The organism is Nocardia sp. 852002-51101_SCH5132738 (assembly GCF_001665695.1).
GTDB classification, from domain to species: Bacteria; Actinomycetota; Actinomycetes; order Mycobacteriales; family Mycobacteriaceae; genus Nocardia; species Nocardia nova.
Window position 1 is genome coordinate 30,083 of sequence record NZ_LZML01000145.1, and the last position, 13,617, is coordinate 43,699.

Sequence of the window (13,617 nt, forward strand, 5' to 3'; positions counted from 1 at the left end):
TCACCATGCTGAACAAATCTCACCCGGTGCCCTTCGACACCGTGCTGGTCGCCAACCGCGGCGAGATCGCCGTGCGCGTGATCCGCACGTTGCGCGCCATGGGTATTCGCTCGGTGGCGGTCTACAGCGACGCCGATGTCGCCGCCCGGCACGTGGCCGAGGCCGATGTCGCGGTGCGGCTGGGTCCGGCCCCGGCGCGGCAGAGCTATCTCGATATCGATCGGGTGGTCGACGCGGCTGTGCGCTCCGGTGCGCAGGCCGTCCATCCGGGTTACGGCTTCCTGTCGGAGAATTCGGCGTTCGCCGCCGCACTGGAGAAGGCCGGCATCGTCTTCCTCGGTCCGCCCGTGCGGGCGATCGAGATCATGGGTGACAAGATCGCGGCCAAGACCGCGGTCGCCGACTTCGGGGTGCCGGTCGTGCCCGGTATCGCCCGGCCCGGCCTCACCGACGACGAATTGATCTCGGCCGCAACCGAAATCGGCTATCCGGTGCTGGTCAAGCCGTCGGCGGGCGGTGGTGGCAAGGGGATGCGCCGGGTCGACGTTCCCGCCGATCTGCCCGCGGCGCTGGTGAGCGCGCGCCGGGAGGCCGCCGCGGCGTTCGGTGACGACACGTTGTTCCTGGAGCGGTTCGTCGCCACACCGCGGCATATCGAGGTGCAGATCCTCGCCGACCAATTCGGCAACGTGCTGCATCTGGGCGAGCGGGAATGCAGCCTGCAGCGCCGGCATCAGAAGGTCATCGAGGAGGCGCCCTCGCCGTTGCTGGACCCGCAGACGCGGGCCCGGATCGGCGCCGCCGCCTGCAACACCGCGCGCAGCGTCGACTACGTGGGCGCGGGCACCGTCGAATTCATCGTCTCCGCCGACCGGCCGGACGAGTTCTTCTTCATGGAGATGAATACCCGGCTGCAGGTCGAACATCCGGTGACCGAACTGGTGACCGGGGTCGATCTGGTGGAATGCCAGGTCCGCGTGGCGGCCGGGCAGAAGATCGTCGCCGAACAGGACGATATCCAGCTCACCGGTCACGCCGTCGAGGCTCGCGTCTACGCCGAGGATCCCGGCCGCGACTTCCTGCCCACCGGCGGAACCGTGCTGGCGCTGGCCGAGCCGCAGGGGCCGGGCGTGCGGGTGGATTCCGGGCTGCGCACCGGCAGTGTGATCGGCAGCGACTACGACCCGATGCTGTCGAAGGTGATCGCGCACGGCCCCGATCGCGCGACCGCGATCGCCCGGCTCGATCAGGCACTGGCCGACACCCAGGTGCTCGGCGTGCGGACCAACACCGACTTCCTGCGCTTCCTGCTGGCCGATCCCGATGTGCTGCGCGGTGATCTCGACACCGGACTGCTGGACCGGCGCGCCGGGGACTTCCGCCCCGCACCGGCCACGGACGACCAGTTCGTCGCGGCGGCGGCGGCGCGCTGGCTGCGGGCGTGGCCGAATGCGCCGCGCGGCCCGTGGGACATCCCGAACGGCTGGCGCATCGGCACCGCCGCGCCCACGGTGTTGCGGCTCGAGGGCGGCGACCGCGTCGTGCACGTGGCGATCACGGGCACCCCCGCCGACGCGTGGGTGGCGGTCGACGCCGGGGAGCCGCGCTCGCTGACCGCCGCGCGCGACGACGCGGTGCTGACGATCGACCTCGACGGGATCCGGCTGCGCTACCGGGTCGCCGAACACGGCGGCCCGATCTGGGTGGCCGGCGCCGACGGCGTCGCGGCGGTGCGCGAGGTGGCCGAACCGAGTCTGCGCGGTGGCGACGAACAGCTCACCGACGCCGAAATACTCAGCCCCATGCCGGGTTCGGTGATCGCGGTGCACGTGGCCCCGGGCGCCGAGGTCGCCGCCGGCACCCCGGTGGTGGTGGTCGAGGCGATGAAGATGGAACACACCCTGACCGCGCCGGTCGCCGGACAGGTGGAGCTGCTGGTCGCGGCGGGCGACCAGGTGCAGGTCGAACAGGTCCTGGCGCGGATCGCCGCCGAGCCCGTCGTGGACACCGAGGAATCGGACACCGAGCAGGCGGACACCGAGCAGAAAGAGGCACAGGCATGAGCGATTTCTTGTCCACCGGCACGCTGCCGGAGGAGTACCGAGATCTGGCGCTGACCGTTCGCGATTTCGCGAATCAGGTCGTCGCGCCGGTGGCGGCGAAACACGATGCGGCCCATACCTTCCCGTACGAGGTCGTCTCCGGCATGGCGGATATGGGTCTGTTCGGCCTGCCGTTCCCGGAGGAGTACGGCGGTATGGGCGGCGACTACTTCGCGCTGTGCCTGGCGCTCGAGGAACTCGGCAAGATCGACCAGAGCGTGGCGATCACGCTCGAGGCCGGGGTGTCGCTGGGCGCCATGCCGATCTACCGGTTCGGCAACGAGGCGCAGAAGCAGCAGTGGTTGCCGCAGTTGACCTCCGGGCGCGCCCTCGCGGGTTTCGGACTCACCGAACCCGGTGCGGGCAGCGATGCCGGCGGCACCCGGACCATCGCCGTCCGCGACGGCGACGACTGGATCATCAACGGCAGCAAGCAGTTCATCACCAATTCGGGCACCGATATCACCCGGCTGGTGACCGTGACCGCGGTGACCGGTGAGTCGGAGGGCAAGAAGGAGATCTCCACCATCCTGGTGCCGACCGACACCCCCGGATTCGTCGCCGAACCGGCCTACAACAAGGTCGGCTGGCACGCCTCGGACACCCATCCGCTGAGCTTCACCGACGTCCGGGTGCCGCAGTCGAATCTGCTCGGTGAACTCGGCCGCGGCTACGCCAACTTCCTGCGGATCCTGGACGAGGGCCGGATCGCGATCGCGGCGCTGTCGGTCGGCGCGGCACAGGGCTGTGTCGACGAGAGCGTGCGCTACGCCGGTGAGCGGGAGGCGTTCGGCCGCACCATCGGCCGCAACCAGGCGGTGGCGTTCAAGATCGCCCGGATGGAGGCGCGGGCGCACGCCGCGCGCACCGCCTACTACGACGCGGCGGCCTTGATGCTGGCGGGCAAGCCGTTCAAGAAGCAGGCCGCGATCGCGAAGCTGGTCGCCAGCGAGGCCGCGATGGACAACGCCCGCGATGCCACCCAGATTTTCGGCGGCTACGGCTTCATGAACGAATATGCTGTGGCCCGGCACTATCGCGATTCCAAGATTCTGGAAATCGGCGAGGGCACGACCGAGGTGCAGTTGATGCTGATCGGACGGGAGCTGGGACTGTGAGCGAGCCGATGGAGCCGGTGCGCCGGGTGGTGCAGCGCGGGCTGTGGTTCGAGGAGCTGGAAATCGGTGTGCTGTACGAACATCGGCCCGGGCGCACCATCACCGAGGCGGACAACGTCGCGTTCACCACGCAGACGATGAATACCCAGGCGCTGCATCTGGACGCGGCCTTCGCCGACGGTCTGCCCCCGTTCAATCAGCGACTCGTCAATTCGATGCTCACGCTGTCGACGCTGGTCGGCCTGTCGGTGGCGCAGCTGACGCAGGGCACCATCGTGGGCAATCTGGGCTTCTCGGAGGTCGCCTTCCCGAAGCCGATGTTCCACGGCGACACCCTGTACGCCGAAACCCTGGTGACCGCCAAGCGCGAGTCGAAAAGCCGTCCGGGCGAAGGGATCGCGACCTTCGCGCACACCGGGCGCAACCAGCACGGCGACGTGGTGGCCACCGCGGTCCGCAAAACCCTGATGCGGATGCGCCCGGACGGCGAGTAGGAGAGCGGATGAACTGGGAAATCCCGGGCCCGGCCTGGCTGTTCTGCCCCGCCGACCGGGGCGAACGCTACGAGAAGGCCGCCGCCGCGGCCGACGTCGTGATCATCGATCTGGAGGACGGCGTCGCGGCCGGGGACAAGGAGGCCGCGCGCGAAGTGCTGATGGCCACGCCGCTCGATCCGGAGCGGACGGTGGTCCGGGTCAACGCGGCCGGTACGCACGACTTCGACGCGGACCTGACCGCGCTGGCCTCGACCTCCTACCGTCGCATCATGTTGCCGAAATGCGAATCGGCACAACAACTTTCACTGCTGTCGGACTACGAGGTGCTCGCGCTGTTCGAATCGCCGCTGGGCGCGCTGCGCACCGAAGAGGTCATGGCCGCGCCGAATGCGATCGCCTCGATGGCCGGGGCGGAGGATCTGGTCGCCGGACTCGGCGGCAATTCCAGCCGCCGCGCCGACGGCGGTTATCGCGATGTGGCACGGCAGCTGCGCTCGACCGCGTTGCTGGCGGCGAAGGCGTACGGCAAGTTCGCGCTGGACTCGGTGTACCTCGATATCGCCGACCTCGACGGGTTGCGCGCGGAATCCGACGAGGCGGTGGCGGTCGGCTACGACGTCAAGGTCGCCATCCATCCCAAGCAGCTCGCGGTGATCCGGGCCGCCTACGCGCCGGCGGACGAGGAAGTGGACTGGGCCCGCCGGGTGCTCGCGGAGGTGCCCAACAATCGCGGTGTGTTCAGTTTCGAGGGACGCATGGTGGACGGCCCGGTGATCCGGCACGCCGAGCGCATTCTGCAGCGTGCCGGGGCCCGGTAGACCTAGGAGAGTCATGACGCAACCGCAGTGGGAGCCCGACGCCAGGGACCTGGAAACGGCGCGGGTCGCCGATTTCGCCCGATTCGTCGGGGCCCGGACCGGACGAGAATTCGACGACTATCACTCGCTGTGGGAATGGTCGATCACCGATCTGGCCGGGTTCTGGGGCGCGCTGTGGGAGTACTTCGAACTCGGCGGCGCGCCGGCCACCGTGCTGGCGAGTACCGAAATGCCCGGCGCGCAATGGTTTCCGGGGCAGCTGCTGAACTACGTCGATCAGATCGCCCGCCACGCCCGCACCGACCGGCCCGCCATCGTCTACGCCGGCGAACAGGGCGGCCTGACCGAGATCTCCTGGGCGGAACTGCTGGGCCGCACCGCCTCCTTCGCGGCGACGCTCCGCGAACTCGGGGTGGGACTCGGCGATCGAGTCGTCGGCTATCTGCCCAACATCCCCGAGGCCGTGATCGCCTTCCTCGGCGCGGCCAGTATCGGCGCGGTGTGGAGTGCCTGCGGGCAGGACTATTCGGCCAAGGCGGCGCTCGATCGGCTGGGGCAGTTGGAGCCGGCCGTGCTGGTCACCGCCGACGGTTACCACTTCGGCGGGAAAACGCACGACAAACGCGACGATATCGCCGCCCTGCGGGCCGGGCTGCCGACCGTTCGCGCCACCGTCGTGGTGCCGCGCCTCGGCGGTGCGGTGCCCGACGCCCTGGACTGGAATGCGGCCGCCCCGCCGGAGGGCACCGAATTGTCCACGGAGCCCGTCGGTTTCGCTCATCCACTGTGGATCCTGTTCTCCTCCGGCACCACGGGGCTGCCGAAGGGGATCGTGCACGGGCACGGCGGCGTCCTGCTCGAACATCTGAAAGCCGCTGCGCTGCAATCGGATATCGGCCGCGGCGACGTCTTCTTCTGGTACACCAGCCCCAGCTGGATGATGTGGAACTTCCAGGTCGCCGGCCTGCTGGTGGGTGCGACGATCGTCTGTTACGACGGCAGTCCGACCTATCCGCACGCCGATTCGCTGTTCGACCTGGCCGCGCGCACGGGCACCACCGTGCTCGGCACCAGCCCCGGCTACGTGCTCGCCTGCATCAAGGCCGGTGTGGTGCCGCGACGCGAGCACGATCTCTCGGCGCTGCGCACGATCGGCATCACCGGGTCGTCCCTGCCGCCGTCGTCGGCACTGTGGTTGCGCGACAACGTCGGTGAGCGTGTGCAGGTGAACTCGATCAGCGGCGGCACCGATGTGGTGTCCGCGTTCATCGGCGGCGTGCGCACGGTGCCGGTGTGGCCGGGCGAGCTGTCGGTGCCGTTCCTCGGCGCCGCGGTGGATGCCTGGGACGAATCGGGCCGGCCGGTACGCGGCGAGGTCGGGGAGTTGGTGATCACCGCCCCGATGCCCTCCATGCCGGTGTCGTTCTGGCACGACCCCGACGGAACACGCTATCGCGCAGCGTATTTCGAGATGTTCCCCGGCGTCTGGCGGCACGGCGACTGGATCACCGTCACCGATCACGGCAGCATCGTCGTGCACGGCCGCTCCGATTCGACGTTGAACCGGCACGGCATCCGGATGGGCTCGGCCGATATCTACCAAGCGGTGGAACAACTTCCGGAGATCGCCGAGGCCCTGGTGATCGGCGCCGAACAGCCCGACGGCGGTTACTGGATGCCGCTGTTCGTCACCCTCGCCCCGGGCGCCGAACTGACCGACGAGCTGAAACAGCGCATCAACGCGACGATCCGTGCCGAGGTCTCGCCGCGCCACGTCCCCGACGAAATCATCGCCGCCCCGGGCATTCCGCACACCCGCACCGGCAAGAAGCTCGAGGTGCCGATCAAGAAACTGTTCCAGGGTGCGGACCCGGATCGGGTGGTCGAACGCAGCGCGGTCGACAATGCGGATCTGCTCACCTGGTACGCCGAGGTGCCGGCCCGGAAACGGGCGACGTAGGCCGAGCCGCGGAAGCGGTGCGCTGCCGCTCGGTGGCCGCCGAGTACGCGCGGCACACCGCATCCGGGCCGCGGGTGATCAGGCGGCGAGCTCTCCGGCCTCCTCCATCGACAACCGGCCGTCGACCATGCGGTAGACCGCGTTCATGCGGTGCAGGTGGGTGCGGTCGTGGGTCACCAGCAGGGTGGCGGCGGCGTGGGTGTGGACGACCCCGAGAATCAGGTCGATGACGGCGGCCCCGCGTTCCTGGTCGAGGGCGCTGGTGGGCTCGTCGACGACCAGCAGGGCGGGGTCGTGCATGAGCGCGCGGGCGATGTCGACGCGTTGCCGTTGACCGCCGGACAGCTGAGCCGGGCGCTTCTTCTCGTGGCCGCGCAGCCCCACCGCGGCGAGCAGATCCATCGCCTTGTCCCTGGTTCGGCGTCGCAGGCGCGGTGAGACGACGGTGTGGCCACCCAGGTGCTGCATCACCTCGAGTTGTTCGACCGCGGTGAGGGCGGGGATGAGGTTGGGCTGCTGGAAGACGATCCCGATGCGTTCGCGGCGCAGGGTGGTGGCCTCGCGCCGGGACGCTCGGGCGAGGTCGACGCTGCCGTCGTCGGTTTCGAGCAGGATCCGGCCCGAATCCGGGCGGACCAATGTCGACACCGTGGCCAGCAGACTCGATTTGCCCGATCCCGACGGACCGGTGATGGCCGCGATCTCGCCGCCGCGCACGGTCAATGACACCTTGTCGAGGGCGGTGATGCGGCCGGCGCCGTCGGGGAAGGTGAGGGTGAGATCGGAGACGGTCAGGGTGGTGGTCATCGAAAGCTCCTGTGCGGTAATCGAATCAGCGAGATTGGTTGAGCGCGGTGAGCGGGTCGGTGGTGGCCAGGAAGCGCAGGGCGAACACGGCGCCGAGCAGCCCGAGCCCGATCAGGGCGAGTGCGGGCACCACGGTCGTGGCCGCGCTGAGCACGAACGGCACCGCCCCGCCGATGAAGGCCCCGGCCAGTGCGGTCACCCCGACACCGACGCCGACGCCGAGGAGCAGCACGATCAGCGCCTGGCCCAGGGCGTCGCGAACCAGTGCGGTCGTGGTGGCGCCCAGCGCTTTCAGCGTCGCGATATCCGCGGTGCGCTGGATGGTCCAGACGGTGAAGAAGGCACCGATCACCAGGGCGGAGATCACGAACAGCATCACGGTCATCAGCGTGAGCGAACCGTTCTCGGCCCGATACGACCCGATCGCCTGCAATGCGCCGTCGACACTCGTCGTGCGGGTGTGCGCGGCGCTGTTCACCGCACCGGTATCGGGCACCCCGGAGGCGACCAGAATCGTGGCGGCCCCGCCGCGCGGATCGAGTTGCTGCCAGTCGGACAGCGTCGTCCAGACCACCGGGGTGTGCGCGTACCAGTCGTCGTCGCCGACTGCCGCGACCGTGAAGGTACCGCCGCCGATCGACACGCGATCACCAGCGCCGGCCGAGAGGTCTTCGGCGGCGGCCTGACTCAGCACGACGGTGCCGGGGCCGGTAGCCACCTCGTTGCCGAACGCCTTGCCGTCGACGCCGAATATCGCCACCTGGGCCGGTGCGGATCCCTCCCGGACGGCTTGGCTACGGCTGATGCCGACCGGATCGACGCTTCCTCCGGCTCGCTGCCAGCGCTCGACCTGTTCGCTGGTCAGCGCCGAGGAATCGAAGGACGGATCGGCGCCGGTATCGGCGAATACCACGCTGCCGCCGGCCAGCCGCTCGAGTGCGGAAATATTCTGATGTGCCAGGCCGGCCGTGAGTCCGCTCAGAAAGCTCACCAGCAGGGCCACCATGGTGACGACCAGGGTGATGAGCAGGAATCGGCCGCGGGCGGCCCGCAGATCTCTCAGTGCGACGAACATATCTCCACCTTCGCGATGAATCCGCCGGTGGACATCGCCTGCGCGGACACTTCGCGACCGCCCGACGATGGGGTGCCGAATCCACCTTTCGATGGATGCCGCCCCGGTAACCGCGCATAAGCTGGCAGCGTGCACCGCTCTCCCCTCACCCCCGTCTTCGCCGCACTGCAGGTCGGACTGCATGTGTTGATGACGGCGCTGGTGGTCGTGGTGATCGTGCGCGCGGCCGTGCCCGGTGACGACGGCCCCCGGCCCACCGTCGCGGTGATCGTGCTCGCGGCGCTGTTCCTGCTCGTCTATTTCGCGGGTGGGCTGCTGCGCGGGCGTCCGGTCGCGGCGCGGGTATGGCTGGGCGGGCTCACGGCGCTGTGGCTGGCGTTGATCGTGCTGGTTCCGGAGGCCGTCTACCTGGTGTTCGGACTGTTCTTCCTGTATCTGCATCTGCTGCCGCGACTGTGGGGACTGGCCGCGGTCGTCGCCGCCACGATCGTCTCGGTGGTCGGCTGGGGGTTGCACGAGGGGTGGACGGTGCCCGGAATCGCCGGGCCGGTCCTGGGCGCGATCGTGGCGATCGCGATCGGCCTGGGCTATCGGGCGCTGTTCCGCGAGGCGGCCGATCGCCAGCAGTTGATCGACGAATTGCTCTCCACCCGTGCCACTCTCGCCGAACGCGAACGCACCGCCGGCAAACTCGCCGAACGTGAACGGCTCGCGCAGGAGATCCACGACACCGTCGCCCAGGGGTTGTCCAGCATCCAGATGCTGCTGCATGCCGCCGAACGCGACGCACCGGATCATCCCGCGCTGCAACAGATCCGGCTCGCCCGCGAGACCGCCGCGGACAATCTGGTCGAGACCCGGCAGTTGATCGGCGACCTCACCCCGGCGGTGCTCGAGGGGCAATCGCTGAGTGATGCGCTCGAGCGGATCGCCCGGCGCGCCGAGGGCCCCGGGCTCAGCGCCCGCACGGTGGTCGAGGGGACGCCGATGCGGCTGCCGATGCCCGTCGAGGCCGCGCTGGTGCGGGTGGCGCAGGGCGCGGTGTCGAATGTGGTCCGGCACGCGCACGCCGACCGGATGCGGATCACGCTCACCTACGGTGACGACGCCGTCCATCTCGATGTGGTCGACGACGGCGTCGGTATCGATCCGGCGGTCTTCGGCGGCGGCACCTTCGGCCTCAACGCCATGCGCAGCCGCGTCGAACAGCAGGGTGGTGTCATGGACGTCGAATCCGAGCCGGGGCATACCGCCGTCACCGTGTCGTTTCCGCTGCACGACTCGGAAACCGCTGCGGCCGAGCTCATCTCGCGGGAGGAGCTGCCGTGATCCGTCTCCTGCTGGCCGACGACCACGCCATCGTCCGCGCCGGATTGCGGGCCCTGCTGGATTCCGGCGAGGACATCACGGTGGTCGGGGAGGCCGCCACCGCCGAGGAGGCCGTGGCCTTCTGCGCCACCACGCACGTCGATCTGGTGCTGATGGATCTGCGCTTCGGTCCCGGCAAATCCGGGGTGGACGCGACCCTGGCCCTACGCGCCCTGCCCGATCCGCCGAACGTCCTGGTCGTGACCAACTACGACACCGACGCCGATATCCTCGGCGCCATCGAGGCGGGTGCCTGCGGTTACATCCTCAAGGACACCCCGCCGCCCGAACTCCTCGCCGCCGTGCGCGCCGCGGCGGCGGGGGAGAGCGTGCTCTCGCCCTCGGTCGCTTCCAAACTGATGACCCGCGTCCGCAAACCGGACACCACCCTGAGCGCCCGCGAGATCGAGGTGCTGCGCCTGGTCGCCGACGGTCATTCCAACCGCGATATCGGCAAACACCTGTTCCTCAGCGAGACGACGGTGAAATCCCATCTGGTGCACATCTATTCGAAGCTGGGCGTGAAATCGCGGACGTCGGCGGTGGCGCGAGCGCGCGAGCGCGGGGCCATCTGAACCGTGCGGGGCTCGCTGATCGCGGCCGTGTCGGTCGGTGCGTGTCGGGGCCCGCGCACACGCCGCCGCTTCCTAGGGTGAGCTCATGCCTTCCATTACCGATCCCGAAGTGCGGGAGTTCCTCGCCGCCGGAACCCGTACCGGCAAACTGGCTCTGGTCGCCTCCGACGGCCGCCCGATCGTCAATCCGGTGTGGTTCATCCTCGACGGCGACGACCTGGTCTTCAACACCGGTAAAACCACCGCCAAGGGCAAGGCGCTGGCTCGCGACCCCCGCGTCGCCCTCTGCGTGGACCTGGACGAACCGCCGTACGCCTATTTCCAGGTGCAGGGCGTCGCCACCCTCTCCGAGGACCCTGCCGAACTCCTGCGCACCGCGACCGCCATCGCCGCGCGGTACATGGGCCCGGACCGCGCCGAGGAATTCGGCACCCGCAACGCCGTCCCCGGTGAGCTGGTCGTGCGGGTACGCCCGGACAAGATCCTCGGTGGGCTGAACATGACCGGATAGCCGGCCGGGGCGGAAAGAATTCAGCGACGCCGAGCGTATTCGGCGGCCGCGGCCCAGTCGACCAGTACGCAGGCTTCCTCGCCCACGGTCCAGGCGTCGTGGCCGGGCGGGCACTGCATGAAATCTCCCGGGCCGACCTCGCACTCGGTGCCGTCGTCCATCCGGATGTGCATCCGCCCCGAGATGCAGTAGCCGATGTGGGAGACCTGGCAGCTGTCGGTTCCGGCGATCGGCTTGACGTGCGTGGACCAGCGCCAGCCCAGCTCGAAGACGGCCCGGCCGACTGCGCCGGAGGGTGCCTGCACGACCTCGAGGCGCCCGCTGCCGGATTCGAATTCCCGCGTCTCGTCGGCCGAGTCGAAGTTCTTCACCAGCAGGGACGCATCCGGCGTCCCCATATCGTCCTCACGCACCAGATCCAGATTGCGGAAGACCGCCGGCTCGTCGCACAGTGCGGCGAGGGTTTCGGCGAAGCCGGTCGTCTCGGGCAGCGCGGAATTCGCCATGGCCTGCTCGTAGGAGGGGAATTCCACGATCTGCAGGTAGGTGTCCGGATGGTCGCGGTCCCGGGTTTCCATACTGTGCGTCGCCGAGCGCGTGCCCTCGGTAGCCGTCAGCCACAGATCCAGCGTGCGATTGAACTCGTCGAGCTGCGAGGTCTTGAACTCGATGGTCTGAACGAATTTCGTCATCGTGCTCACCTTCGGGAGTTGTGGATGACCCCGGGCATGATCTTACGCCGCGCGGCACCGGGCGAGCCGGCGAATCGAGCGCGGGAGCTGTCCCCGCGAACGGCACGAGACCGCCTGTGGGCTACTGCACACCGCCGTCGTGCAGGATGGCTGCATCGTTGAAAAAGCTTGCACTGCAACAATTTCGACATGCGGCGCAGCTGCTCGCTCCGCACCTCCACTGTGGGTGTGTGCCGCGAGGACCACCCATCCTTAGTTCCACCGTTTCGAATGCACCCCGTGGGACAATGGGGCGACCATGAAGACGAGGTGAGGAGCTGAGGTGACAGCCTTTTCGTATCCGCAACGGCTGCTGACGCTCTCCGACTTCGTGGCGCTCCCCGAAGACGACCGGCATCGCTGGGAGTTGCAGGAGGGGGTACTCGTCGTGTCGCCGTCACCGACACCGGCGCACAATATCGCCGGCGCGCAACTGTATATGCAGTTGTTCGCGCAGCTGCCGGACGATCTGGTGGCCGTGCCGGACGTCGACGTCGATCTGGGGTTGGTCCCGCCGGACGAACCCGCCACCGTCAGGCGACCGGATCTGATCGTCGTGACGCGTGCCGAACTGGAACGAGTCCGTACCTCCGGCGGCATTCTTCGCACGTCGGAAGCGGTGCTCGTCGTCGAAATCGTTTCCCCGGGCTCGCGTCGCACCGATACGGTGACCAAGCGCAGCGAATACGCCGAAGCCGGCATCGCGCACTACTGGATCATCGACCTCAACGAGCCGCTGAGCCTGTTGGTATTCCGGCTCACCGAAGAACTCGGATATCTGGACGAAGGCGAAGCGACCGGAACGTTCCGGACCACGTCGCCCTGCCCGCTCACCATCGAGCTCGGGCGGCTGGGCTGAGGGTTGCGGGATCGGGCGGGCACCTAGACTCCGGGCATGACCGTGCATTTCATCGGAGCGGGTCCCGGGGCGGCCGATCTACTCACGCTGCGGGCGGTGGCGCTGCTGCGGGAATCTCCGGTGTGCCTGTATGCCGGGACGTATCTGGATCCCGAGGTGCTGGCGCATTGCGCGCCGGAGGCGGAGTTGATCGATACCCAGGGGCTGGATCTGGACGAGATCGTCGCGCACTGTGTGCGGGCCGACGCCGAGGGTAAGGATGTGGCCCGGCTGTGTTCGGGGGATCCGTCGATCTATTCGGCGCTGACCGAGCAGGCGCGGCGGCTCGACGGGCTGGGCATCGCCTGGGATGTGACGCCCGGGGTGCCGGCGTATGCGGCGGCGGCCGCGGTCCTGGGCAGCGAGCTGACGGTGCCGGAAGTAGTGCAGTCGGTGGTGCTGACGCGGACCCGGGCGCGCTCGACCGCGATGCCCGAGTCCGAGGCGCTGGCGAATTTCGCGCGGACCCGGGCCAGTCTGGTGCTGCATCTGGCGATCACGCGGATTCGCGAGCTGGCCGCTGAGCTGGCGCAGGAGTACGGCGCCGATTGCCCGGCCGTGGTGGTCTACCGGGCCAGTCAGCCGCAGCAGCGGATTCTGCGGGGGACGCTCGCCGATATCGCCGGCCAGGTCGAGGCGGCCGGACTGCGGCAGGCCGCGGTGGTCCTGGTTGGGCGCGCCCTGACTCCGGCGCTCGACTGTGCGCAGTCCCATCTGTACGACCCCGGACGGGAGCGGCACCCGGTATCCGGACCCGGCGCGTGACCCCCTCGCGCACCGCGATTTCGGTCACTCGGGACGGGCGATTCCCGGTAGGTTCCCAGCAGCGGATCGAACGTCGAGGTGGCGGGGACAACGGAGTGCAGTGGTGATGTCGGAGCGCTATCGCCCTTCTTGGCTGATTGTCGGTACCTGGCGGTAGATTGGTTCGGTGTTCATCAGCGAATCTCGAAACGAGGCCGATCCGTGGCCGGTGGGTGTGGTCGGGCCCATGTAACAAGATCGGCCCGACGGACGGATAGGTCCTATGAACATTTTTGTCTGATTGCAATCGAAGTGAGCCCCGAATGCCGGACGCCACGCTCGGATGAGGTGAGCGTCGGCATCGGTGTGCCATCGGGGAGCGCTGCGTGGCGTTCCGGAAGCGAGGTTACGGG

Annotated in this window: 13 protein-coding genes; 10 read left to right on the forward strand and 3 right to left on the reverse strand. The window is 68.7% G+C overall.

Annotated features, from left to right (window positions below):
* Positions 1 to 5 precede the first annotated feature (5 nt).
* The 5 genes from A5789_RS20605 to A5789_RS20625 are packed head-to-tail and all read left to right on the forward strand — an operon-like array spanning position 6 to position 6,495.
* Positions 6 to 2,063: an acetyl/propionyl/methylcrotonyl-CoA carboxylase subunit alpha gene (locus A5789_RS20605; RefSeq protein ID WP_064903725.1), complete on the forward strand. Its 2,058-nt coding sequence runs from the start codon at positions 6 to 8 to the stop codon at positions 2,061 to 2,063.
* Positions 2,060 to 3,220 carry an acyl-CoA dehydrogenase family protein gene (locus A5789_RS20610; protein ID WP_064903706.1) on the forward strand — a complete coding sequence of 387 codons (1,161 nt, stop codon included), beginning with the start codon at positions 2,060 to 2,062 and terminating at the stop codon, positions 3,218 to 3,220. The genes A5789_RS20605 and A5789_RS20610 overlap by 4 nt, the downstream gene beginning before the upstream one ends.
* 8 nt (positions 3,221 to 3,228) lie before the next feature.
* The gene (locus A5789_RS20615; protein WP_063031832.1) at positions 3,229 to 3,714 is read left to right on the forward strand and encodes a MaoC family dehydratase; all 486 of its coding nucleotides are present in this window, start codon (positions 3,229 to 3,231) and stop codon (positions 3,712 to 3,714) included.
* Positions 3,715 to 3,722: 8 nt separating this feature from the next.
* On the forward strand, positions 3,723 to 4,535 hold the full coding sequence (locus tag A5789_RS20620; RefSeq protein ID WP_063015707.1) for a CoA ester lyase: 813 nt from the start codon (positions 3,723 to 3,725) through the stop codon (positions 4,533 to 4,535).
* Between the two features lie 13 nt (positions 4,536 to 4,548).
* Positions 4,549 to 6,495: an acetoacetate--CoA ligase gene (locus A5789_RS20625; RefSeq protein WP_064903704.1), complete on the forward strand. Its 1,947-nt coding sequence runs from the start codon at positions 4,549 to 4,551 to the stop codon at positions 6,493 to 6,495.
* Between the two features lie 78 nt (positions 6,496 to 6,573).
* Here A5789_RS20625 and A5789_RS20630 read toward each other — a convergent pair whose 3' ends face one another.
* Positions 6,574 to 7,302 carry an ABC transporter ATP-binding protein gene (locus A5789_RS20630; protein WP_064903703.1) on the reverse strand — a complete coding sequence of 243 codons (729 nt, stop codon included), beginning with the start codon at positions 7,300 to 7,302 and terminating at the stop codon, positions 6,574 to 6,576.
* Positions 7,303 to 7,327: 25 nt separating this feature from the next.
* Entirely contained in the window at positions 7,328 to 8,377 is a 1,050-nt protein-coding gene (locus A5789_RS20635; protein WP_064903701.1) for an ABC transporter permease, read from the reverse strand.
* Between the two features lie 129 nt (positions 8,378 to 8,506).
* On the opposite strand from A5789_RS20635, the gene A5789_RS20640 reads away from it, so the two are divergent.
* The 3 genes from A5789_RS20640 to A5789_RS20650 all read left to right on the forward strand — a co-directional run bounded on the left by A5789_RS20640 (position 8,507) and on the right by A5789_RS20650 (position 10,831).
* Entirely contained in the window at positions 8,507 to 9,706 is a 1,200-nt protein-coding gene (locus A5789_RS20640; protein ID WP_064903699.1) for a sensor histidine kinase, read from the forward strand.
* Positions 9,703 to 10,320: a response regulator transcription factor gene (locus tag A5789_RS20645; RefSeq protein WP_030517155.1), complete on the forward strand. Its 618-nt coding sequence runs from the start codon at positions 9,703 to 9,705 to the stop codon at positions 10,318 to 10,320. Before A5789_RS20640 ends, A5789_RS20645 begins: the two co-directional genes overlap by 4 nt.
* 85 nt (positions 10,321 to 10,405) lie before the next feature.
* Complete coding sequence (locus tag A5789_RS20650; RefSeq protein WP_030517156.1) at positions 10,406 to 10,831, forward strand: PPOX class F420-dependent oxidoreductase; 426 nt, start codon at positions 10,406 to 10,408, stop codon at positions 10,829 to 10,831.
* Positions 10,832 to 10,851: 20 nt separating this feature from the next.
* Here A5789_RS20650 and A5789_RS37965 read toward each other — a convergent pair whose 3' ends face one another.
* Positions 10,852 to 11,523: a cupin domain-containing protein gene (locus A5789_RS37965; protein ID WP_227463087.1), complete on the reverse strand. Its 672-nt coding sequence runs from the start codon at positions 11,521 to 11,523 to the stop codon at positions 10,852 to 10,854.
* 322 nt (positions 11,524 to 11,845) lie between these two features.
* Here A5789_RS37965 and A5789_RS20660 point away from each other — a divergent pair, with 322 nt between their 5' ends.
* Together A5789_RS20660 and cobM are read left to right on the forward strand one after the other, a co-directional pair.
* Entirely contained in the window at positions 11,846 to 12,421 is a 576-nt protein-coding gene (locus tag A5789_RS20660) for a Uma2 family endonuclease (RefSeq protein WP_064903697.1), read from the forward strand.
* A gap of 36 nt (positions 12,422 to 12,457) precedes the next feature.
* Complete coding sequence (cobM, locus tag A5789_RS20665) at positions 12,458 to 13,225, forward strand: precorrin-4 C(11)-methyltransferase (protein ID WP_064903696.1); 768 nt, start codon at positions 12,458 to 12,460, stop codon at positions 13,223 to 13,225.
* Positions 13,226 to 13,617: the final 392 nt, after the last annotated feature.